Source organism: Streptomyces sp. NPDC103540, from assembly GCF_055584445.1.
Genome location: NZ_JBVJMA010000001.1, coordinates 246,292 through 267,570 on the forward strand (window position 1 = coordinate 246,292; position 21,279 = coordinate 267,570).

General features: G+C 73.7%; 18 protein-coding genes and 1 pseudogene. 9 read left to right on the forward strand and 10 right to left on the reverse strand.

From position 1 onward, the window contains the following. Positions 1-33: 33 nt before the first annotated feature. The 3 genes from ACZ6ZI_RS01110 to rsmH all read right to left on the reverse strand — a co-directional run bounded on the left by ACZ6ZI_RS01110 (position 34) and on the right by rsmH (position 3,692). Complete coding sequence (locus ACZ6ZI_RS01110; protein WP_469514174.1) at positions 34-2,064, reverse strand: peptidoglycan D,D-transpeptidase FtsI family protein; 2,031 nt, start codon at positions 2,062-2,064, stop codon at positions 34-36. A 102-nt stretch (positions 2,065-2,166) separates the two neighbouring features. Next, entirely contained in the window at positions 2,167-2,637 is a 471-nt protein-coding gene (gene ftsL / locus ACZ6ZI_RS01115; RefSeq protein WP_469514176.1) for a cell division protein FtsL, read from the reverse strand. 95 nt (positions 2,638-2,732) lie between these two features. Further along, a complete protein-coding gene (gene rsmH, locus ACZ6ZI_RS01120) occupies positions 2,733-3,692 on the reverse strand; it encodes a 16S rRNA (cytosine(1402)-N(4))-methyltransferase RsmH (RefSeq protein ID WP_469514179.1) in 960 nt (319 codons plus the stop codon). A gap of 320 nt (positions 3,693-4,012) precedes the next feature. Between rsmH and ACZ6ZI_RS01125 the strand changes: the two genes are divergently transcribed. The 4 genes from ACZ6ZI_RS01125 (at position 4,013) to ACZ6ZI_RS01140 (ending at position 9,471) form a co-directional block, all read left to right on the forward strand. Beyond that, on the forward strand, positions 4,013-4,561 hold the full coding sequence (locus ACZ6ZI_RS01125) for a beta-class carbonic anhydrase (protein WP_363056797.1): 549 nt from the start codon (positions 4,013-4,015) through the stop codon (positions 4,559-4,561). Between the two features lie 136 nt (positions 4,562-4,697). Next, positions 4,698-5,708: an AAA family ATPase gene (locus tag ACZ6ZI_RS01130; RefSeq protein ID WP_469514183.1), complete on the forward strand. Its 1,011-nt coding sequence runs from the start codon at positions 4,698-4,700 to the stop codon at positions 5,706-5,708. After that, positions 5,708-7,063 carry a DUF58 domain-containing protein gene (locus tag ACZ6ZI_RS01135; protein ID WP_469514185.1) on the forward strand — a complete coding sequence of 452 codons (1,356 nt, stop codon included), beginning with the start codon at positions 5,708-5,710 and terminating at the stop codon, positions 7,061-7,063. The genes ACZ6ZI_RS01130 and ACZ6ZI_RS01135 overlap by 1 nt, the downstream gene beginning before the upstream one ends. After that, positions 7,060-9,471 carry a transglutaminase TgpA family protein gene (locus ACZ6ZI_RS01140; RefSeq protein WP_469514188.1) on the forward strand — a complete coding sequence of 804 codons (2,412 nt, stop codon included), beginning with the start codon at positions 7,060-7,062 and terminating at the stop codon, positions 9,469-9,471. The genes ACZ6ZI_RS01135 and ACZ6ZI_RS01140 overlap by 4 nt, the downstream gene beginning before the upstream one ends. Positions 9,472-9,842: 371 nt before the next feature. On the opposite strand, the gene ACZ6ZI_RS01145 is transcribed toward ACZ6ZI_RS01140, so the two are convergent. The 3 genes and pseudogenes from ACZ6ZI_RS01145 to ACZ6ZI_RS01155 form a co-directional block, all read right to left on the reverse strand. After that, positions 9,843-10,493 carry a TetR/AcrR family transcriptional regulator gene (locus ACZ6ZI_RS01145; RefSeq protein WP_469514191.1) on the reverse strand — a complete coding sequence of 217 codons (651 nt, stop codon included), beginning with the start codon at positions 10,491-10,493 and terminating at the stop codon, positions 9,843-9,845. A gap of 29 nt (positions 10,494-10,522) precedes the next feature. Next, a complete protein-coding gene (locus ACZ6ZI_RS01150) occupies positions 10,523-12,613 on the reverse strand; it encodes a YhgE/Pip family protein (RefSeq protein ID WP_469514194.1) in 2,091 nt (696 codons plus the stop codon). Positions 12,614-12,902: 289 nt separating this feature from the next. Further along, positions 12,903-13,724: pseudogene (locus tag ACZ6ZI_RS01155) on the reverse strand (ATP-binding cassette domain-containing protein); the annotation flags it as partial. 149 nt (positions 13,725-13,873) lie between these two features. On the opposite strand from ACZ6ZI_RS01155, the gene ACZ6ZI_RS01160 reads away from it, so the two are divergent. From ACZ6ZI_RS01160 to ACZ6ZI_RS01180, 5 genes are all read left to right on the forward strand, one after another. Further along, positions 13,874-14,398, forward strand: a complete 525-nt coding sequence (locus tag ACZ6ZI_RS01160; RefSeq protein WP_469514196.1) for an SAV_6107 family HEPN domain-containing protein — start codon at positions 13,874-13,876, stop codon at positions 14,396-14,398. 76 nt (positions 14,399-14,474) lie between these two features. Beyond that, a complete protein-coding gene (locus ACZ6ZI_RS01165) occupies positions 14,475-15,233 on the forward strand; it encodes a methyltransferase (RefSeq protein ID WP_469514198.1) in 759 nt (252 codons plus the stop codon). 341 nt (positions 15,234-15,574) lie between these two features. Further along, the gene (locus ACZ6ZI_RS01170) at positions 15,575-15,982 is read left to right on the forward strand and encodes a DUF3040 domain-containing protein (protein ID WP_363056813.1); all 408 of its coding nucleotides are present in this window, start codon (positions 15,575-15,577) and stop codon (positions 15,980-15,982) included. A gap of 103 nt (positions 15,983-16,085) precedes the next feature. Next, positions 16,086-16,730 carry a DUF4126 domain-containing protein gene (locus tag ACZ6ZI_RS01175; protein ID WP_469514201.1) on the forward strand — a complete coding sequence of 215 codons (645 nt, stop codon included), beginning with the start codon at positions 16,086-16,088 and terminating at the stop codon, positions 16,728-16,730. 10 nt (positions 16,731-16,740) lie between these two features. After that, positions 16,741-18,162, forward strand: coding sequence for a phytoene desaturase family protein (locus tag ACZ6ZI_RS01180; protein WP_469514204.1), 1,422 nt, complete (start codon positions 16,741-16,743; stop codon positions 18,160-18,162). A gap of 25 nt (positions 18,163-18,187) precedes the next feature. On the opposite strand, the gene ACZ6ZI_RS01185 is transcribed toward ACZ6ZI_RS01180, so the two are convergent. The 4 genes from ACZ6ZI_RS01185 to ACZ6ZI_RS01200 form a co-directional block, all read right to left on the reverse strand. Further along, positions 18,188-19,072: a hypothetical protein gene (locus ACZ6ZI_RS01185; protein ID WP_469514206.1), complete on the reverse strand. Its 885-nt coding sequence runs from the start codon at positions 19,070-19,072 to the stop codon at positions 18,188-18,190. A gap of 53 nt (positions 19,073-19,125) precedes the next feature. Further along, on the reverse strand, positions 19,126-20,040 hold the full coding sequence (metF, locus tag ACZ6ZI_RS01190) for a methylenetetrahydrofolate reductase [NAD(P)H] (protein ID WP_363056820.1): 915 nt from the start codon (positions 20,038-20,040) through the stop codon (positions 19,126-19,128). Between the two features lie 68 nt (positions 20,041-20,108). After that, positions 20,109-20,747, reverse strand: a complete 639-nt coding sequence (thiE, locus tag ACZ6ZI_RS01195; RefSeq protein WP_469514210.1) for a thiamine phosphate synthase — start codon at positions 20,745-20,747, stop codon at positions 20,109-20,111. Positions 20,748-20,816: 69 nt separating this feature from the next. Continuing rightward, on the reverse strand, positions 20,817-21,182 hold the full coding sequence (locus ACZ6ZI_RS01200) for an Rv2175c family DNA-binding protein (RefSeq protein ID WP_363056824.1): 366 nt from the start codon (positions 21,180-21,182) through the stop codon (positions 20,817-20,819). Positions 21,183-21,279: the final 97 nt, after the last annotated feature.

Sequence of the window (21,279 nt, forward strand, 5' to 3'; positions counted from 1 at the left end):
GGTGCCTCACGCATTCCTGGCTGGGCGGTCGGTTCACGGTGCGGGCTGCGCACCGCCGGGGGCGGCGGGCGGGGCGGCGCTCGGGGCGGCGGGCGGCGGGGCGGCGTCGTAGGTCACCGGGAGGCCGGCGGGGGCCGTTCCGCTGGGCGGGACCTGGAGGGTCTTGAGGGCGAACTCCATGACCGTCTTGTAGATCGGGCCGCAGATCTGGCCGCCGAAGTAGCTTCCCTTGGTGGGGTTCTGGATGGCGCAGTAGACGGTGACGCGCGGGTTGTCGGCCGGTGCGAAGCCGGCGAAGGAGGCGGTGTAGCCCTTGTAGCGGCCGGTGGCCGGATCCACCCGGTTGGACGTGCCGGTCTTGCCGCCGACCCGGTAGCCGGGGATGCGGGCCTTGGTGCCGGTGCCCTCCTGGTCGTCGACGACCGATTCGAGCATCTCGGCGAGGGTCTTGGCGGTCTCCGGGCTGATGACCCGGGTCCGTTCGGGGGCGGGCGCCGGGTTGAAGCGGCCGTCGGGTCCCTTGGAGCCGCGGACCAGGGTCGGGGTGACGCGTTCTCCGCCGTTGGCGATGGTGGAGTACACGGAGGCGGCCTGCATGGCGTTGAGCGACAGTCCCTGGCCGAAGGGGATCGTGTACTGCTGGGAGGTGGACCAGGCCTCGGGCTTGGCGAGGATGCCGCGGGATTCGCCGGGGTAGCCGAGGCCGCTGGGCCGGCCGACGCCGAACTTGTCCAGGTAGGAGTACAGGACCTTGTTGGCCTCGGGCTGGGTGGGGCCCAGCTGGCCGGTGGCCAGGATGGTGCCGATGTTGGAGGACTTGGCGAGGACCCCGTTGAGGGTCAGGTACCAGGTCGGGTGGTCGATGTCGTCCTTGAAGAGGCGGTCGCCGCGGTGGAGCCGGTTGGGGACCTCGACGTGCGTGGCCGGGGTGGCCTTCTTCTCCTCCAGGACGGCGGCCATGGAGATCACCTTGGCGGTGGAGCCGGGCTCGTACACGTCCTGGAGGGCGGCGTTGCCCATGGCGGCGGAACGGGCCTTGGTGAGGTCGTTGGGGTCGAAGCCGGGGGCGTTGGCCATGGCGAGGACCTCGCCGGTGCGGGTGTCCTGGACGATGACGTAGCCCCGGTCCGCGCCGGACTTCTCGACCTGCTCGGTGATGGCGGACTGCGCCGCCCACTGGATGTCGCGGTCGATGGTCAGCTCGATGTCGTCGCCGGGCACGGCGGGCTTCTCGCTGGAGCCGGCGGTGGGGACACGCCGGCCGCCGGACTGGGCGTAGGTCAGCTCGCCGTCCTTGCCGGCGAGCTTCTTGTCCAGGGCGGACTCCAGTCCGCCGCCGCCCTTGCCCTCGGCGTTGACGTAACCCAGTATCCCGGCGGCGAGGGCCCCGTTGGGGTACACGCGCTTGCTGCTGTTCTCGTTGAACACGCCGGCCAGGACGTTGGCGCCGGGGCCGTTGTTCCTCTTGTCGGCGGCGGCCTTGTCGGCGAAGAGCTTCCTGAGGTCCTTGATCTGGTTCCAGACCTGGGGGGTCTGGCGGCGGGCGAGGACCACGTAGCGGGTGTTCTTCGTCTTCAGGCGCCCGGCGATCTCCTTGGCGTCCACGCCGAGGATCGGGGCGAGGAGGGCGGCGGCCTGCTCGGGCGCGTCCGGGGCCTTGCTCTCCTGCGGGGTGAACATCTTCGGGTCGGCGGTGATGTCGTACGCGTCGACGCTGGTGGCCAGGGCGACGCCCTTGCGGTCGGTGATCTCACCGCGCTCGGCGGCCAGGGTGTGGCTCGCGAAGCGGTTCTCGGAGGCCTTGGCGGAGTACGCGGAGGCGTCCACGGCCTGCACCTGGAGGAGCCGGACGACGAAGGCGAGCATGACCAGGGTCAGGCCCACGCCGACCAGCCTCAGGCGCGGCTTCGGGTTGCCGAGGCGGATGGTGTGCGGGGCGCGGGCGGCGGCGGGCCGCCGGGTCGCGGGGCGCGAGGCCGGACGGGCCCCGGCGCGGGAACGCTCGCCGGGCCGCGGCCTCGGCGGGCCGGGCACCCTCCGTCGCGGCGGTTCCTTGGGGCTCACCGGGGGGCTCCGGGAACGGAACGGACGCCGTACGGGGCCGCGGGGGCGGGGCGGTCGGGGGGCGGGGTGGGGCGGGGTCCCTCGGGTGTCCGGGTCACGACGTCACCTGCCTGGGGTCGGGGTGGGCTGCGGGCCGGTGCCGGGGGCCGGGCCCGCCTGGCCGGACGGCGCGCTCTGCGCGGCGGCCGGCGGCGGACTCGTGGCGCCGCCCGACGCGGCGGGCGCGGCGGGCGCGGCGCCGGACGTCGAGGGGGCCGGGCTCGGGGTGACCGGCGGGGGCGGGGGCGGGGCCTCCGCGGTGGAGACGGTGCCCGCGACCTTGCCGTCGGGGCCGATGAAGACGGGACTGCCGCCGGGCACGAGGCCCAGCTCGTGCGCCCGGCGCTGGAGGGCGTCCGGGGCGGAGTAGGCGTCGACGTCGCGCTGGAGGGCCTGTTCCTCGTCCGTGAGCGCGGTGGTCTCCCGCTTCAGCTTCGACAGCTGGAAGGAGCCCTCGTTGAGGGCCGAGTTCAGCAGCAGGAGACTGATCAGTCCGCCGCCGAGCAGGGCCACCACCAGCAGGACGAACGGCATGCGCGCCGCTCCTCCCGCCGGGGCCGGGCCCCGCCCGCCGCGGACCAGCCGGGCCGCCTGCCCACGCGTCAGCGTGGCCACCTTCCCGGCCTTGGTCACAGTCGCGCCTCGCGGATGCGCTCGACGCCGCGGAAGCGCGCCGGGGCCGCCCGCCGGTTCTCGGCGATCTCCTCCTCGGTCGGCAGCTCCGCTCCGCGCGTCAGCAGCTTCAGCTTCGGCTGGTACTTCTCCGGCACGACCGGCAGGCCGGGCGGGGCGGTGGAGGTGGCGCCGGCCGCGAAGACCTGCTTGACCAGGCGGTCCTCCAGGGAGTGGTACGACAGGACCGCGATGCGGCCACCGACGGCGATCCGGTCCACGGCCGCCGGGACGGCCCGCTCCAGGCCGGACAGCTCGCCGTTGACCTCGATGCGCAGGGCCTGGAAGGTCCGCTTGGCGGGGTTGCCGCCGGTGCGCTTGGCCGCCTGCGGCAGCGCGTCGCGGATCAGTTCCACCAGGCGCGCGCTGTGGTCGAAGGGCTCCTTGTCGCGCTCGCGGACGATCGCCGACACGATCCGCTTGGCCTGCTTCTCCTCGCCGTACTGGCGCAGGATGCGGACCAGCTCTCCCGGGGCGTAGGTGTTGAGCACCTCGGCCGCGCTGATGCCCGTGGACTGGTCCATGCGCATGTCCAGGGGCGCGTCCTGCGCGTAGGCGAACCCGCGGTCGGCCTCGTCGAGCTGCATCGAGGAGACGCCGAGGTCGAAGAGGATGCCCTGGACGGTGGGGATACCCAGGTTGTCGAGGACCTCGGCGAGGTCGGCGTAGATCGCGTGGACCAGGGTGGCCCGGTCGCCGAAGGGCGCCAGGCGTTCGCCGGAGAGCCGCAGGGCCTCCTTGTCGCGGTCGAGACCGATCAGGTGGGCCTCGGGGAACCGGGTCAGCAGGGCCTCGCTGTGGCCGCCGAGGCCGAGGGTGCAGTCGACGACGACGGCCCCCGGCCTCTCCAGCGCCGGGGCCAACAGGTCCAGGCACCGCTGGAGCATCACCGGGACATGTCGGGACTCGCTACTCAAAGCGCCCTCTCAGATAACGGCGCGGCAGGCGTACGCCGCGCCGCGCACGCGGAGTCTTACCAGGTTTCACACGGTCCGGGACGGCCGGTGAGGGCCGGGCTCCGGCCGGTTCGCGTCACTTTAGTGCAACGGTCGCCGCGGTCAACGAACCGCCCCGCGCCCGGTGCGCCCCTGCGCCGACGAACCGACGAAAGCCTCGAATCACCCGATCGGCGGCACCCGTACGGCCCCTGTGGGGCAGCTCACAACAAGGGCGGACGGCCTTCTTTGTCGCTCCTCGCCCCCTGCCCCGCCCGGACGCGCGCACTAACGTCGTCGTCATGACGACTTCAGCCTCCCCGCCCGCCCACCCCGCTCCCGAGGCGGCCGGCGAAACCGTCACCGACCGACTCGTCGCCGCCAACCGTCGCTACGCGTCCGCGTTCACCGACCCCGGCATGGACGCCCGTCCGGTCCTGCGCGTGGCCGTCGTCGCCTGCATGGACGCCCGCCTCGACCTGCACAAGGCCCTGGGCCTGGAGCTCGGCGACTGCCACACCATCCGCAACGCGGGCGGCGTGGTGACCGACGACACCATCCGCTCCCTCACCATCAGCCAGCGTGCCCTGGGCACCCGCGCGGTGATACTCATCCACCACACCGGCTGTGGCCTCGAAAGCCTGACCGAGGACTTCCGGCACGAGCTGGAGGACGAGGTCGGCCAGCGCCCCGCCTGGGCCGTCGAGGCCTTCCGCGACGTCGACCAGGACGTCCGCCAGTCGATGCAGCGCGTGCGCACCAACCCCTTCCTGCCCTTCAAGGACGATGTGCGAGGCTTCGTCTTCGACGTGCACACCGGACTCCTGAGGGAGATCGATCCCGTCTCCTGAGTGACACGGGACCGGATCGCCGTCAAGAATGCGGGGATGACGTCACCCGGAAAGCCTCCGGGGCGACGTCCGTGTTTCGGGGTGGGCCGGTTCAAACGCCAGCGGCGTCGGCCCTGGAAAGGCCGAGGAGAACCTGGTGACCACCTATGACGACCGAGCGAGCCTCGCGGATCTGACCAGCACGGCCGAGCGGGTCCGCCACTCGGTCGAGAGCGTGATCGAGGGCAAGCCGGAGGTCGTCCGCCTGGCGCTGACCGTCCTGCTCGCCGAGGGCCACCTCCTCATCGAGGACGTGCCCGGCGTCGGCAAGACCATGCTCGCCAAGACGCTCGCCAAGTCCATCGACTGCACGGTCCAGCGCATCCAGTTCACTCCGGACCTGCTGCCGTCCGACATCACCGGCGTCAGCATCTACGACCAGCAGCGCCGCGAGTTCGAGTTCAAGCCGGGCGCGATCTTCGCGCAGATCGTCATCGGCGACGAGATCAACCGCGCCTCGCCGAAGACCCAGTCCGCGCTGCTGGAGTCGATGGAGGAACGTCAGGTCACCATCGACGGCACCACCTACGTCCTGCCCAGCCCCTTCATGGTCGTCGCCACCCAGAACCCGGTGGAGATGGAGGGCACCTACCCGCTGCCCGAGGCGCAGCGCGACCGGTTCATGGCCCGGGTGTCCGTCGGCTACCCCAGCCCCGAGGCCGAGCTCCAGATGCTCGACGTGCACGGCGGGCTCTCCCCGCTCGACGACCTCACCGCCGTCGCGCACGCCCACGACATCGTCAAGCTCGTCGAGGCCGTCCGCGAGGTGTACGTGGCCGCGCCCGTACGCCGCTACGTGGTCGACCTCGTCGGCGCCACCCGCAACCACCCGGACCTGCGCCTGGGCGCCTCGCCCCGCGCGACCCTGCACCTGCTGCGCGCCGTGAAGGCCGCCGCCGCGCTGGCCGGCCGGGACTACGTCCTGCCCGACGACGTCCAGCAACTGGCCGCCCCCGTCCTCGCGCACCGCCTGCTGCCCACCGCCCAGGCCCAGCTCAACCGGCGCACCGCCGAACAGGTCGTCCAGGACATCCTCCAGCGCACCCCGGTCCCCGCCGCGCACGCGCGCGGCGAGATGCCTCCGGGCGCCGCCGCCCGGAGCTTCTGATGGGCGCCGGCGCCCCGCACGGCGCCGGCGGGCGGGTGCGGGACACCGGGGGCCTGCGCGCCTCGCTGGCCGGCCTGACCACCCGGGGCCGCTCCTTCCTGGCCGCCGGAGCCGCCGCCGCCGTGTGCGCGTACGTCCTGGGCCAGAGCCAGCTGCTGCGCGTCGGGCTGCTGCTCGTCGTCCTGCCGCTGCTGTGCGTGCTGGCCCTGCACCTCACCCGCCACCGGGTCACCGGCAGCCGCCTGCTCACCCCGCTGCGGGTGCCCGCCGGCGGCGAGGCCCGGGTCCGGTTGCGGCTGGAGAACGTCTCGCGGATGCCCACGGGACTGCTCATGCTCCAGGACCGGGTGCCCTACGTGCTCGGCCCCCGGCCCCGCTTCGTCCTCGACCGGGTCGAGGCCGGCGGACGCCGCGAGGTCTCCTACCGGGTCCGCTCCGACCTGCGCGGCCGCTACCCGCTGGGCCCGCTCCAGCTGCGCCTGACCGACCCCTTCGGGCTGGTCGAGCTCACCCGCTCCTTCAGCTCCTACGACACCCTCACCGTCGTCCCGCGCACCCAGCCCCTGCCCCCGGTCCGGATGACCGGCGAGGCCGGCGGCTACGGCGACGGCAGCCGCCGCTCCCTGGCCCTGTCCGGCGACGACGACGTCATCCCGCGCGGCTACCGGCGCGGCGACGACCTGCGCCGCGTCCACTGGCGCTCCACCGCCCGCTACGGCGAGCTGATGGTGCGCCGCGAGGAACAGCCGCAGCGCAGCAAGGCCACCGTCCTGCTGGACACCCGCGACCTCGCCTACGAGGGCGCGGGCCCCGACTCCGCCTTCGAGTGGGCGGTCTCGGCCGCCGCCTCCACCCTGCTCCACGTCCTGGAACAGGGGTTCTCGGCGCGGCTGCTCACCGACACCGGCGACTCGGTGCCCGGCGACGGCGCCGGCGGGTTCTCATCCGGCGGACAGGAGTCGGCCGAGGCCGCCGGGCTGATGATGGACACCCTCGCGATCGTCGGCCACTCCGCCGGCGAGGGCCTCTCCGGCGCCTACGAGGCCCTGCGCGGCGGCCCCGGTCTCGGCTCCCCCGGGGGTGACGGCCTGCTGATCGCCTTCTTCGGCGACCTGGACGACGTACAGACCGAGATGGCGGCCCGGATGCGGCAGCGCAGCGCGGGCGCCGTGGCGTTCGTACTGGACTCCGCGGCCTGGACCGGCGAGCCCTCGCGGGTCGAGGAACGACTGCGCAGGCTGCGCGACGCGGGCTGGACGGCCCTGGCCGTCCCGCCCGGCGCCGCGTTCGGCGAACTGTGGCGACAGGCCGGGAGCGCACCCCTCGGCACGGGAACCTCCGGAGGTCGGGGATGAGCGGGCGGGCGCGCGTGACGCTCTTCGGCATGCTGGCGACGCTGCTGACCTCCTGGTCGCTGGCCCCGCTGGTGGAGACCTCGGGCTGGCTGCTCCAGGCCGCCGCGCTGCTCGGCGCGCAGGCGCTGGTGGGGGCCGGTGGCCGGCGGATCCCGCTGGCCCGGTGGCTGACCGTGGCCGCGCAGGCGCTGGTGTCCCTGCTGCTCCTCGCCCTGCTGTTCGCGGGCAAGGCGGAGTCGACCGGGAGCGGGCCGCTGGCCTTCCTGGTCACCGATTTCGGCGGCCTGTTCCGCCAGGGCGTGCGGGACGTCTCCGAGTTCGCGACGCCCGCGCCGCTGACGGACGGCATCCGGCTGCTGCTGCTGGCCGGCGTGCTGCTGATCGGGCTGCTCGTGGACGTCCTCGCGGTGACGATGCGGACGGCCGCGGCCGCCGGGCTGCCGCTGCTCGCGCTGTACTCGGTGGCCGCCGGGCTCTCGGCCGGTCGGGGCGGCGCCTGGTTCGCCTTCCTGCTGGCCGGCGCCGGATACCTGCTGCTGTTGCTGGCCGAGGGACGCGACCGGCTCGCCCAGTGGGGCCGCGTCTTCGGCGGTGCCCCCGGCGGCCGGGTCTCGGCCGCCTCCGGCTACGGCTCCGGGGCGGCCGGGCGGGCCGTGTCCCCCGTACGCACCGGCCGCCGCATCGGCGTGGCCGCGCTGGGGCTGGCCCTGGCCGTGCCGACCGTGTTGCCGGCGCTCGGCGGCGGGGTCCTCGGCGCCGCGGGCCGCGACAGCGCGGGCGGCGGCGGGGGCGGCACGATCTCGGCGGTGAACCCGCTGGTGTCCCTCCAGAGCAGCCTCAACGCCCAGGACAACCGGGTGATCCTGAAGTACCGCACGGACAGCCCGCAGCTCGGCGAGCAGTACCTGCGGATCCTGGCACTGGACGAGTTCAACGGCGTCAAGTGGGAGGCGTCCGGCCGCCCGCTGACCGAGGTGCCCGCGCGGCTGCCGAACCCGGCGGGGCTCAGCGACAAGGTCCGCGAGGGCGCCGTCGAGGTCCGCACCACCGTCTCGGCCGCGGACACCTACGCCCAGCGCTACCTGCCCATGCCCTACCCGGCGACGCAGATCGACATCGGCGGCAAGTGGCGCTACGAGCCCGCCGGCCGCACCCTCGTCGGGGACCAGCTGGGCAAGGACCGCTTCCAGAACGTGCAGGGCGCGCAGTACACCGTACGGAGCCTGCTGCTGCGGCCCACGGCGGAGCAGCTCCAGGCGGCGCCCGAGCCGAACCCGTTCGTTCGGGCCGAGTACACGAAGCTGCCGGACAACCTGCCACCCGTGGTGGCGGAGACCGCCCGGCAGATCACGCAGGGCGCGCGGGACGACTACACGCGGGCGGTGCGGCTCCAGGACTGGTTCGCGGTCAACGGCGGCTTCCGCTACGACACCAAGGTGTCCTCGGGAACGGGTTCGCAGGCCATCGCCCGCTTCCTGAACGACAAGGAGGGCTTCTGCGTCCACTTCGCCTTCTCGATGGCGGCGATGTCGCGCACCCTCGGCATCCCGGCGCGGGTCGCGGTCGGCTTCACCCCCGGCGAGAAGCAGTCGGACGGCAGCGTGAACGTGTCCATGCGCGACGCGCACGCCTGGCCCGAGCTGTACTTCGAGGGCATGGGCTGGACCCGTTTCGAGCCCACGCCCCGCTCCGGGATCAGCGTGCCGGACTACAGCCGCCCCGAGGCCCCGGCCCCGCAGCCGTCGGCGCCGTCCGCACTGCCCTCGCAGTCGGCGGCCGCCCCGGCGCCGGCGCCCTCGCGCAGCGACGCCTGCCCGCCGGAGCTCCGGAGGCTCGGCGAGTGCGGCGGCGCCGTGGCGCAGCAGGGCGCCGCCACCGGCTCCGACGGTCCGTCGGTGGGCGCGGTGCTGGGCTGGACCGCCGCCACGGTGGTCCTCGTCGGCCTGCCGGTGGTGCCGGTGCTGTGGCGCCGCCGGGTCCGTGCGCGGCGGCTGGGCTCGCGCGAGGCCCTGGCCGCGTGGCGGGAGCTCGGCGACTGCGCCTGGGACGTGGGCATCCCGCCCGACGAGGCGCTGTCACCGCGTCAGGCCGCCGCCCGGATCGTGGTGCTGGGCGGACTGGACCGCGAGGCCGAGCAGGCCGTGCACCGGGTCGCGGGCGCGGTCGAGCGGGCGCTGTACGCCCCGCCCGGCGCGCCGCCGCCCGAGACCCTGCGCGCGGACGTGGAGGCGGCACGGGTGGCGCTGGTCGCGGGGGTGGGCCGGTGGGCCCGGCTGCGCGCCCTGTTCCTGCCCCGCTCGGCGGCACGGGTCTCCTGGGCGCTCTCGGCCCGCCTCGCGGCGATCCCGCTGCCGCGCCTGCCCGCACGCCTGCCGCTCCCGCGCCGGCCGCGAACGCTGCGCCGCTAGGTCGTCTCCTTCGGATCTCGCCGGTCAAGCCCGCCCCGCCCGGTGCCGCGGGGTCTCCCCGGGCCCGCGGGGCCGGCCGGCGCGGAGCAGGCCGGCGCGGAGCAGGCCGCCGTCCGGACGCGAAAACGCCGGTGACGTCGGGCTCGTTCCCCCCGAGCCCGGCGTCACCGGCGTTTCCTTCCGACCGGGCAGGGAGGACCCCTCCCCTCCGCGGCCCCGTGTCCGCGGTGGGGAGAGGTCCCCTGTCCGTCGCTCCCAGTCTGCCGTTCGCGCAGGTCGGAGCCATCCGTACGCGTACTCATCCCTGGCCGTAGGTACGGATACTCAGTTCTACGCCGCCCGCCACCGCGAGCGGCACCGCCGACCGGGGGTCAACGGCTCCCGCTGACCCGGCCCCGCAGCAGCAGCGACAGCGCCGAGTGCACGTCGTCCAGCGAGCGTTCGCTCTGGAACGCCTGCCAGTCCAGCGCCGCGACCAGGACCATCCCGACGAGCGCCGCCGCCGTGAGCGGCACGTCGATCTCCGCGCTCAGCTCGCCGCGTTCGACGCCCTCGCGCAGCACCGTCTCGACGACGGCCACCGCCTCCTGGCGCACCACCATCAGGGTGGACTGCCAGGCCCGGTTGGTGCGCCACAGTTCGGCGACGTAGAGCTGGGTGAAGGCCGGGTAGCGGTCGATGAAGACCAGGCCCGCCCGGATCATGCCGTCCAGGGCCTCGACGCGGCTGCCGCCCCGCTCCTCCGTCTCGCGGGCGGCGTCGCGCAGCGAGGCGGTGAGGAGGCCGACCCCGTGCCGGAGCAGCTCCTCGAAGAGTTCGGTCTTGCTCGCGAAGTTGTAGTAGACGGTGCCCTTGGCGACTCCGGCCCGCTCCGCGATCTCGTCGACCGTGGTCGCGGAGAAGCCCTTCTCGGCGATGAGGGTGACGGCGGCCTCGTAGAGCTTCTGCCGGGTGGCGGCCCGACGGCCGCCCCCCGGGCCCGTTCCCGCCCTCGTGCCGGTACCGGCGCTGCTGCTTTCCATGGCGCTGATTCTCACAGGTCAACAGCTCCTTACAGGCTCAGTTCCGGGTGCAGTCGGTCCATGGTCCATACCTGCTTGCCGCGTGCGGCGAGCGCCGTGAGGGCCAGGGAGCCGACCGTGAAGGCCGCCAGGACCGCGCAGCCCTGCCACACGGGGGTGAGGTCGCCGCCGGTGATCAGGCGGCGCAGGCTCTCCACGATGTACGACATCGGCAGGTACGGGTGGATGGCGTTGAAGAACCCCGGGCTGGTCTGCACCGGGTAGGTGCCGCCCGCCGAGGTCAGCTGGAGCATCAGGACGGCCAGCACCAGGATGCGGCCGGCCGCGCCGAACTTGGCGTTGAGCCACTGGACGATCGACGCGAAGCAGCCTGTGACCAGGACGAGGAAGGCGACGGTCAGGGCCGGGCGGGCCATCTCCAGGCCGAGTCCCCAGTGCAGTACGGACATCAGCGCGCCCACCTGCGCGGCGCCGAGGCCGAGCACGGGCAGCCAGCCCGCGAGGGCGACCCGCCAGGGCGAGGACCCGGCGGCGAGGGCCCGCTTGTTGAGCGGGGCGATCAGCATGTACGCCACCATCGCGCCGACCCACAGGGACAGCGGGATGAAGTACGGGGCGAAGCCGGTGCCGTAGTTGGGCGCCTTGTGCAGGGACTGGTTGGCGAGCTGGACCGGGTCGGCCATGACCTGGGTGCGGGCGTCGCGCTGCTGCTGGTCGTAGTCGGGGATCCTGCCGGCACCGTCGTGCAGACCGCCGGCGAGTTCGCCGGTTCCGTCGACGAGCTTGAACATGCCGCCGTTGAGGTTGTGCGCGCCGTCGCCGAGCTTGCCGACGCCCTCGGTGAGGGCTCCGGAGCCACCGGCGGCGGTGCCGAGACCGGAGTGCAGCTTGGACATGCCGTCGGCGACCTTGTGGGCGCCGCTGTTGAGGGCGTTGACCTTGGTGACCGCCGCGTCGAGGTCACCGGCGAGACCGGGGGCCTTGTCCACGAGTTCGCGGGCCTTGTTCTCCAGCTCCTTCAGCTGGGTGCGCAGCTTGGCCACGTCGCCGTTGGAGTTGCCGGCGAGGGTGCTGACGTCGCCGGCCAGCAGGGCCGCCTCGGCCGTGTCCTGCTTGGCGATCTTCGCGTCGGCGCAGGCGGCCGGCGGCAGCTGGGGCGTGCCGGGGGTGAGGCAGTACTTGGTGTGGAAGGCGTCGGCGCGGTTCGCGGCCCGCTGGGTGACGCCGGCGACGGCCGGGGCCTTCTCGACGAACTTCCCCAGGTGGTTCTGGACGACCACGGAGGTGTCCATCACCAACTTGGCGCTGTCCGCGAGGCTCTTGGGGTCCTTGACGAAGGGACGGGCCTTGGTCGCGGCGTCGTTGACCTTGTCGGCCAGGGTCTGGGTGCCGGTCGCGATCTCCTTGCCGCCGGTCGCGAGCTGACCGGCCGCGGCGTTCAGCTTCTTGATGCCGCCGGTGAGTTCGCCGGACTTCTCCTTGGCCGTGTCCAGGCCGTCGGCGAGGTCCTTGGCGCCCTTCTGGGCCTTGCCCGCGCCGTCCTTGAGCTTGTCGGCGCCGTCGGCGGCCTCGGTGGTCTTGTCGTGCAGGTCGGAGAAGGAGACGAAGATCTTGTCGAGGAACCCGCGGGAGGCGTTGGTGGACGCCGCCGTGCGGACCTCGGAGAAGACGGTGCGCGAGATCGAGCCGACGATGTAGTTGTTCGCGTCGTTCGTGCGGACCTGGAGGGCGCCGGTGGTGGGGTCGTCACCGGAGCTGGAGGCGATCTTCGCGCTGAAGTCGGCGGGCATGGTGAGGGAGAGGTAGTACGTGCCGTCCTCCAGCCCCTCGGCCGCCTCCTTCGCGCTGACCTCGCGCCAGTCGAAGGTCTTGCTGTCGTGCAGCTTCCTGGTGATCTCGGCACCCGCGTCCACGCGCTTGCCGTCGACGGTGGCGCCCTGGTCGGCGTTGACGAGGGCGACGGGCACCTTGTCGAGCCGGCTGTACGGATCCCAGAAGGACCACAGGTACAGGGCGCCGTAGAGCAGCGGCAGCAGGAGCAGTGCGACGAGCGCGGCCCTGGGCAGCTTCCCCCGCCCGAACCGCTTCAGCTCAAGCGCGGCCAGCTTCGGCGATCGCATCGTCCGCCCCCTTCGTGTCCTCGGTGTCGGTGGTCCGGGTGGTCTCGGTGGTCTCGGTGGTCTCGGCGGTGTCCGTGCCGGCGGTCGCGCCACCGGGCGCGGGCGCGGCGTCCGGCGCCGGCTCCGGGGTGTGCTCGGGTGCGGCGTCCGGCTCCGGCTCCGGTTTCGGCTCCGGTTTCGGCTTCGCTGCCCGCTTCGTGAGGGGCTTCGCGACCGGCTCGGCGTCCGCGCGGGCTTCCGGCCGCGCGTCCGGACCGGGCTTCGGCTTCGGCTCCGGCCGCTTCTCCGGGCGCGGCTCGCCCGCCGGGTCCGTGGTCTCGCCCGGGGTGCCCCAGGTGACCTTCGGGTCGCGGGCGGACGGTACGGCCGGGGCCGCGGTCGCGCGGGCGGCCGGCGCGGGGGCCTCGGGCTCCCGGTCGCCGCCCGTGCGCACGACGGTGACGCCCTGCGGGGCCTCGCTGCACACGGCGAGGACGGTGGTCCCGCGTCCGGCGATCGAGCGGAGCAGGTCCCAGGCCTCGGCGCGTTCGGCGTCCGAGAGCTTGATGTCGAGGTCGTCGAGGGCGACCAGCCGGGGCGAGCCCAGCAGTGCCATGGCCAGCGAGAGCCGCAGCGCCTCCAGCCGCTCCAGGTCGCGCACGGAGGTCCGCGGGCCCTTGGGCAGCGTGGCGAGGTCCAGTCCGACAGCGGCCAGGGCCTCCTCCACGCGGGCCGCGGTGGAGGTCCGGGCCTCGCCGCGCGGGCGCAGCAGGGCGCGCAGGGGGCCGTCGTAGCGGCGCTGGAGCATGGCGCCCTCGCGCAGTTGCTCCGCGACGGTCAGGGACTGGTCGAGGTCGTTGACTCCGGGCACCGGGCCCAGGGCGGTGATCCGCCGGACCGCCGCCATCTTCTTGGGGAGCCGGTGGCGGCCGATCTCGGCATGGCCCTCGGTGGGCTTCATCCGCCCGGTGAGGGCCAGCAGCAGGCAGGTCCGGCCGCTGCCGGAGGGTCCTTCGAGCGCGATGAGCGCACCGGACGGGGCGTCGATCCCCACGCCCCGGAAGACCCAGCCGCGCGGGCCCTTCAGTCCGAAGCCCTCCGCCTTGACGGCGGCGCCGTGCGGGCTGTCCACGCCCTCCCCCTTCTTTTGAACTGACCGGTCAGTTCAAAAACTATCAGGTGTCGTAGACGGCCGCGCACCCGAGGGGGAAATGGGGCGAAATCGCAGGTCAGCGCGATTGTCAGTGGGGGAGGTCACGATGGACGCACGAACGAACACGCATGCGCACGTCCAGAGCACCACGTCACGACAGGAGGTTCGTCATGGCCACACCGTCCCCGTCCCCTGTCCACCCCGTCCCGCGCAGGGCGGCCGCACCGCCGGCCGCCCTGGACCTGCTCGCCAAGGCCCGCGCCGGCCTGGCCGAGGCCGCCCTGCTGCCCCGGCCCAACGAGCGGTACGCCACCGCCCACCTCGCCGCGCTCCGCGCCGCCGCGGCCGTGCTCGCCGCCCGGGGACGCCCCGAGCCGGTGCGCCCGAAGCGGCGCCCGCGGATCCGCAGCGCGTGGGAGGTCCTCCCCGAGCTGGCGCCGGAACTGACCGAGTGGAGCGCGCTGTTCGCCTCGGGCGCCGCCCGTCGGGCCCGGGCCGAGGCCGACATACCGGACGCGGCGACCGCTCGTGACGCGGACGACCTCGTCCGGGAGGTGGGGATGTTCGTGCGGCTGGTGGAGCGGATGCTCGCGCTCCAGCCCGTGGTCGGACCCCTGCCGCAACCCCGACCGGAGCGTCCGCACGCGGGATGAGCTGCCCGGCTGTCCGAGGCAATAGGGTGGGGCCGACGTCATTGCCCCACCCGAACCCGCCGAGGAGTCATCAGTCGTGTCGGACAATTCCCGCCCCCGTGCCTCGCTCCGCACCGCCGTGGTGTGGGAGGTCCTCAAGGAGGCCCTCGACCGCCGGGTGAAGGCGACCGGGCGGGAAGTCCTGGACGTCCTGGACACCGGCGGCGGCACCGGCAAGTTCGCCGTGCCCGTGGCCCGGCTGGGCCACCGGGTGACCGTGGTCGACCCCAGCCCGAACGCCCTGTTCGGGCTGGAGCGTCGGGTCGGCGAGGAAGGCGTGGCCGACCTGGTGCGCGGCGTCCAGGGCGACGCCCAGGGCCTGCTGGACGTCGTCGAGCGGGACGCGTACGACGTGGTGCTGTGCCACGGCGTGCTGGAGTACGTCGACGACCCGGTCGAGGGCGTGGCCAACGCCGTCGCGGCCCTGCGCCCCGGCGGCGTCCTCAGCCTGCTGGGCGCCGGGGTCGGCGGGGCCGTGCTGGCCCGCGCGCTGGCCGGTCACTTCACCGAGGCCCGCACCGCGCTCACGGACCCGGTCGGCCGGTGGGGCTCCGGCGACCCGGTCCCCCGCCGCTTCACCGCCGAACAGCTCTCCGAGCTGGTGGGCGGGGCCGGCCTGGAGGTCGGCGCGGTGCACGGCGTACGGATCTTCGCGGACCTGGTTCCCGGCGTGCTGGTGGACACCGAGCCGGGCGCCGTGGAGGCGTTGCTGCGTCTGGAGGAGGCCGCCGCCGAGCTGCCCGCCTTCCACGCGGTGGCCACGCAGTTGCACGTCCTGGGCGAGAAGCCCGCCTGATCTGCGCGCATGCGGAGCACGGGCCGGCCGGACAACCCTCCGTTCCGGCCCCCGTCCCCGTATGATCGGGGGCACCGTTCGGCATGGCGGACGACTCAGTGGGGAATAAGCGCCTCAGTGACCGCGCTGGCGACGGTACGTTTGAAGCCGGTGCTCCTATGCCGCCGCAGTTCTCCTGCCCGGGGCTGTTCGCCACGGGCGTGGTCACCGCAGTGGTTTTTTGGCGCAGTGGTTTGCAGAATGTGGCGTAGAGGGCGGGTATCACGGGGGCGATTCCCCGCCTATCCTGAAGGGGACCCCTGGTCGCTACCCCCCGCGACCGACGGATGAGGAGGACTCCCGTGCCGCTCTCGGAGCACGAGCAGCGAATGCTCGAGCAGATGGAGCGAGCGCTGTACGCCGAAGACCCCAAGTTCGCGACAGCGCTTGAGGGCAGTGGACTGCGCACGTACACCCGGCGACGGGTCTACCAGGCAGTCGTGGGCATTGTGGTGGGTATCGCGCTCCTCATGACCGGTGTGATCTGGCAGGAAGTGCTCTGGATCAGCGTGGTGGGATTCCTCGTCATGCTGGCCTGTACGGTCCTCGTGGTCACCGGTTGGCGCAAGGCACCCAAGCCCGGCGAGCAGCCCGTCTCCGGAAGTACAGGCGGTTCGGCCCACGGTGGCCGCAGCCGACATCAGCGTCGGTCGATGATGACCCGGATCGAGGAACGGTGGCAGCGCCGCCGTGACGAACAGGGGCAGTAGCCCCGCACACAGACTCCGTCGGTGAGGGGACGGCCGCCCGCGCGCGGCCGTCCCCTCACCGTTTCGGCCGTGTCGGCACTCCCACCTGCGGCATGATGACCGAATGAGTGTGCTCCCCCTGGTCTTCACCAGCGGCTGGGCCAGCGGGATCAACGCCTACGCCGTGGTCCTCCTGCTCGGCATCTTCGGCGCGACCGGCATGACCGACGAGGTCCCGGCCTCCCTCCAGCGCACCGACGTGCTCGTCGTGGCGGCCGTGCTGTTCCTGTGCGAGGCCGTCGCCGACAAGATCCCTTACGTGGACTCCCTGTGGGACACCGCCCACACGGTGATCCGGCCCGTCGCCGGAGCCGTCGTGGGGGCCCTGCTCGCCGGACAGAGCGGTTCGCTCTCCGACCTCGCCGCCGGGGCCGTCGGCGGATCCACGGCGCTGGCCAGCCACTTCGTCAAGGCCGGCACCCGGATGGCGATCAACACCTCGCCCGAGCCGGTCAGCAACATCGTCGTCAGCACCGCCGAGGACCTCGGGGTCGCCGGGCTCGTCACCTTCGCCATGTTCCACCCGACGGCCGCCGCGATCATCGCCGGCGTCCTGCTCCTGCTCGGCCTGGCCATACTGGCCTTCCTGTGGAGCCGGATCCGCCGCTTCCTGCGCCGGCGCGCCCAGCGCCGCGAGGAGAAGCGCCTCGCGGCCGCCCGTGCCACGACCGGGGCACCACCCCCCTACCCTCCCGACCTCCCTCGATAGGCTCGGCCGCATGGCACGAATTGCGGTGATCGGCGCCGGCATGGGCGCGATGGCGACGGCGGCCCGACTGGCCGTGGCGGGGCACCGGGTGACGGTGTACGAGCGGGGCGAGACCCACGGCGGCGCGGTCGGCCGCCACGAGCGGGACGGCTTCTCCTTCGACACCGGGCCCGGTTTCCTGCACCTGCCCGCCGTCTACCGCGACCTGTTCGTGAAGACGGGCAAGCGGTCCCTGGAGGACAGCGTCGACCTCGTCCAGCTCGACCCGGCCGTCCGGCACCTCGTCGGCGACACCTCCGTCACCCTTCCGGGCGCCTCGCGCGGCGGGGTCGCCGCCGCCCTCGACACCGCCTTCGGCGCGGGCGCCGGCGCGCGCTGGAACGACCTGCTGGGCCGGGCCCGCGACACCTGGGACGCCACCCGCCGCCCCCTGCTGGAGGAGCCGCTGCGCCCCGACCGGCAGGCGCTGGAGCGCGACCCGTACCCGGCGCTGCGCGGCAGCGGCCTGCTGCGGCGCCGGCCGCCGACCCTGGCCGAGGTGGCCCGGCGCGAACTGGGCGGCGACCTCGCGGAACTGCTGACCGGCCGGGTGGCCGCGTACGGGCTCGACCCCGCGACCGCGCCCGCCTCCGCGGCGGCGCTGCCCTACATGGAGCAGACCTTCGGCACCTGGTACGTCCGCGGCGGCATGCGCGAGCTGGCGAACGCCGTGTACGCGCGCTGCCTGGAGCGGAAGGTCGAGTTCGTCTTCGGCGCGGCCGTACGGGAGGTCCTGGCGCGCGCCGGTCGGGCCGCCGGGCTGCTGCTGGCCGACGGCACCGAGGTGCCCGCCGACTCCGTCGTCTGCGGGATCGACCCGCGCGCGCTGCCGGGCGGCTCCGTGCCGCTCCCGCCGGACGGGGCGCCGGCCCGGGGCGGCGATCTGCCCGGCCGGATCACCCTGCTGCTGGCCCTGCGCGGGGCCCGGCCGGCCGACGCCGTCCACCGCACCCTCGTGCACTCCCCCGGCCTCACCGTCACCGTCCTGCGCCCGGACGACCCGGCGACCCGGCCCGACGCCGACCACGAGGCGGTCACGGTGAGCGCCGCGTGCGGCCCGTCGGGCGGAGCCGAGGTCGTCGACCCCGGGCGGCTGGCGGCCATCGCCGAGCGGGCCGTGCCCGACCTGCGGGCGAGGCTGCTGTGGCAGGAGGTGCGCACCCCGGCGGACGTGGAGGCGGCCACGGGCGCGCTCGGCGGGGCCGTGCCCGCGCCCGCCCTGGCCGGGGCCGGGGGTCGGCTGTTGTACCCCGCCAACGTGACGGGCCTGCCCGGGCTCTACCTGGCGGGCGGCTGGGCGCACCCCGGCGGCGGACTGGCGCACTCCGGGATGACCGGGGCGCTGGTGGCGGGGCTCATCGTGGAGGGCGCGGAGTTCCGGGGCTCGCGGTGAGGGCGCGGCCCCGGAGCGCGCGGGCTCAGTAGCGGTAGCCGTTGTCCTGGTAGGGGTAGCCCTGTGGCGGCTGCTGCTGTTGCTGCTGCGCGTGGGGGTCGTACGGGTCCTGGGCGGGCTGCTCCGGGCGGCCGTCGGTGACCCGCTGCTGCGGGACCCAGACCCCGCCGGGCGGGGTGTCCATGGAGTACTGCTGCTGCGCGGGGTCGGCGTAGGGCTGGTAGTCGGCGCCGCCGTAGGGGGGCGTGGGGGCGACGGCGCCGCCCGTGCCGATGTACGGGTCCGAGTAGGCGGCGTAGACCTGCTGGTCACCGCCGACGTACCCGCCGGGGTAGTCGTAGCCGCCCTGGCCCTGCTGCGGGTCCTGGTAGGCGGCGTACTGGTGGGCGTCCTGCTCGGCCGTGGTGTAGGGCGAGGCGAACGGGGCCGTCTCGTCGGGCCGGCGGTCGGCGAAGCTCTGTATCCCGTACGTGCCGGTCTCGTCGGGGACCGGCTCGGGGGTGAACACCGGGTCGGTCGTGCCCCGGTCGGGGCGGCCCGTGTCCCGCGGGGCCCGGTCCTCGTACTCCAGTCCGGTGACCTCCAGCTTGGCCTCCCGGCGCGGCGCGTCCTTGGAACCGCGCCGGCGGCCGGACTCCTGCTTCGCGGGCTCGGCGCCCCGGCGCAGGGACCAACCGGCGACGAAGCCCTTGCGGAAGGACAAGGTCACCAGGGTCTGGCCGATGGCGAACGCCGTCGCGCCGGCGGCGATGACCGGCACCGAGGGCAGCACCACGCCCGCGACCACGCCGAGGAAGCCGGCGAACGCGAGCAGGCGCCAGCGCAGCCGGGCCTTGTACTGCATCAGGACCTCGGCCAACAGCCACAGCGCGACGACCCCGAACGCGACGTAGAGAACCGTCATTCCCATGCCTGGCCCACCCTCTCGGTACGGCCGCCCGAACGGGAACGGGGTACGGCCGATCAGGCCCGCTGGTGCAGGCCCAGGTTCTCGTAGATCTCGAGGGTCGCCGTGGAATTGTTCAGCGTGATGAAGTGCAAGCCCGGGACACCCTCGGACAGCAGCCGCGCGCAGAACTCCGTGGCGAACTCGATGCCAATGGAGCGTACAGCGGCCGGATCGTCCTTGACGGCGAGCATGCGCTCTTTCACGGCCGCGGGGAAGACCGCGGTGCTCAATTGGGGCAGCCGGTCGAGCTGCTTGATACCCACAACAGGCATGACCTCGGGGATGATCGGGGTATCGCAGCCCGCCTTCGCGACGCTGTCGCGCAGCCGCAGATAATTCTCCGGATCGAAGAACATCTGGGTGATGGCGTAGTCCGCGCCGGCGCGGCACTTGTCCACGAAGTGCCGGATGTCCGTGTCCCAGTCCTCCGAGCGGGGGTGCATCTCGGGGAAGGCCGCGACGCCCACGCAGAAGTCTCCGGACTCCTTGAGCAGGCGCACGAGGTCCGCCGCGTAGTCCACGCCCTCGGGGTGCCTGACCCACGGGCCCATGGGGTCGCCCGGCGGGTCACCGCGCAGGGCCAGCATGTTGCGGATCCCCGCGTCGGCGAACTGGCCGATGACGTGGCGCAGCTCGGCGACGGAGTGGTCCACCGCGGTGAGGTGCGCGACGGGCGTCAGGGTGGTGTCGGCGGCGATCTGCTGCGTGGCGCGGACGGTGCCGCCGCGCGTGGAGCCGCCGGCCCCGTAGGTGACCGAGACGAAGCTCGGGGAGACCGACTCGATCCGGCGCAGCGCGTTCCAGAGGTTGCGCTCGCCCTTCTCGGTCTTGGGCGCCCAGAACTCGAAGGAGAAGGAGCTCCCGGACGCGAGGAGGTCGCGGACCGTGTGTGCACGGTCCGACCAGGTGGAAGCGGTACCAAGAGCCATACCCGCAGGTTAGACGCGGGCCGGCGGACTCCGAAGCGCTGTCCAGCAATTGGACAGCCATTTGGACACTATGCCAGGCGGGCGCGGATCGTCTTGGAGAGTTCGGCCGCGGCGGCGTGCGGGTCGGAGGCCTCGGTGATGGCGCGGACGACGACGACCCGGGAGGCGCCGGCGTCCAGGACCTGTTCGAGGTTGCCGCCGTCGATGCCACCGATGGCGAACCAGGGGCGGTCCTGGCGCAGCGAGGCCGCGTACCGGACGAGGTCGAGGCCGGGGGCGTGGCGGCCGGGCTTGGTGGGGGTCGGCCAGCAGGGGCCGGTGCAGAAGTAGTCGACGCCCGGTTCGGCGACGGCGGCGTCCACCTCGGATTCGGCGTGGCAGGAGCGGCCGATCAGGACGTCCTCGCCGAGGATGGCGCGGGCGGCGGGGACGGGGATGTCGCCCTGGCCCAGGTGCAGCACGTCGGAGCCGATGGCGTGGGCGACGTCGGCGCGGTCGTTGACGGCGAGGAGCCTGCCGTGGCGGCGCGCGGCCTCGGCGAAGACCCGGAGGTGCTCCAGCTCCTCGGCGGCCTCCATGCCCTTGTCGCGGAGCTGCACGATGTCGACGCCGCCCGACAGGGCCGCGTCGAGGAACTCGGGGAGGTCGCCCTGCCGCTTGCGGGCGTCCGTGCACAGGTAGAGCCGGGCGTCGGACAGCTGCTGCATGGGAGTACCCCCCGTGGTGTGGCGGGGTACGGGCCCGCGTGCGGGCCCGTACCCCTGTGGATCAGCCGGTCAGAGGGCGAGCGCCTGGGCGCGTCGCTTCACCTCCGTGCCGCGATTCTCGCTCAGCGCCTGCGCGGGGGTGCCGGGCAGGGTGGGGTCCGGCGTGAACATCCACTCCAGGATCTCCTCGTCGGAGAAGCCGTCGTCACGCAGCACGGTCAGCAGGCCGACGAGGCCCTTGACGACCTTGTCGCCGTCGATGAAGGGGGCGGGCACCTGGAGGGAGCGGTTCTCGCCGCGGCGTACGGCGACCAGCTGACCTTCCTTGACCATCTGGCGGACCCGGGTCACCTCGAGGTCGAGCATCTCCGCGATGTCGGGGAGGTACAGCCAGGAGGGGACGAGGGCATCGATCTTTGCGTCAATCTCGGTCACGGGGACAAGCCTGCCACCTCGGACGGGCACCCGGTACCCGGCCCCGTCCGTCCGTGGCGGGCACGGACGACGCGGGGGCGGGACGGGGACGGGGCAG

Bases quoted from the DNA above. Each gene is read 5' to 3' on its own strand.
- metF (WP_363056820.1), bottom strand. From the start codon at position 20,040: ATGGCTCTTGGTACCGCTTCCACCTGGTCGGACCGTGCACACACGGTC.
- ACZ6ZI_RS01150 (WP_469514194.1), bottom strand. From the start codon at position 12,613: ATGCGATCGCCGAAGCTGGCCGCGCTTGAGCTGAAGCGGTTCGGGCGG.
- ACZ6ZI_RS01175 (WP_469514201.1), top strand. From the start codon at position 16,086: ATGAGTGTGCTCCCCCTGGTCTTCACCAGCGGCTGGGCCAGCGGGATC.
- ACZ6ZI_RS01180 (WP_469514204.1), top strand. From the start codon at position 16,741: ATGGCACGAATTGCGGTGATCGGCGCCGGCATGGGCGCGATGGCGACG.
- ACZ6ZI_RS01125 (WP_363056797.1), top strand. From the start codon at position 4,013: ATGACGACTTCAGCCTCCCCGCCCGCCCACCCCGCTCCCGAGGCGGCC.
- ftsL (WP_469514176.1), bottom strand. From the start codon at position 2,637: ATGCCGTTCGTCCTGCTGGTGGTGGCCCTGCTCGGCGGCGGACTGATC.
- ACZ6ZI_RS01140 (WP_469514188.1), top strand. From the start codon at position 7,060: ATGAGCGGGCGGGCGCGCGTGACGCTCTTCGGCATGCTGGCGACGCTG.
- ACZ6ZI_RS01185 (WP_469514206.1), bottom strand. From the start codon at position 19,072: ATGGGAATGACGGTTCTCTACGTCGCGTTCGGGGTCGTCGCGCTGTGG.
- ACZ6ZI_RS01145 (WP_469514191.1), bottom strand. From the start codon at position 10,493: ATGGAAAGCAGCAGCGCCGGTACCGGCACGAGGGCGGGAACGGGCCCG.
- ACZ6ZI_RS01160 (WP_469514196.1), top strand. From the start codon at position 13,874: ATGCGCACGTCCAGAGCACCACGTCACGACAGGAGGTTCGTCATGGCC.
- ACZ6ZI_RS01135 (WP_469514185.1), top strand. From the start codon at position 5,708: ATGGGCGCCGGCGCCCCGCACGGCGCCGGCGGGCGGGTGCGGGACACC.
- thiE (WP_469514210.1), bottom strand. From the start codon at position 20,747: ATGCAGCAGCTGTCCGACGCCCGGCTCTACCTGTGCACGGACGCCCGC.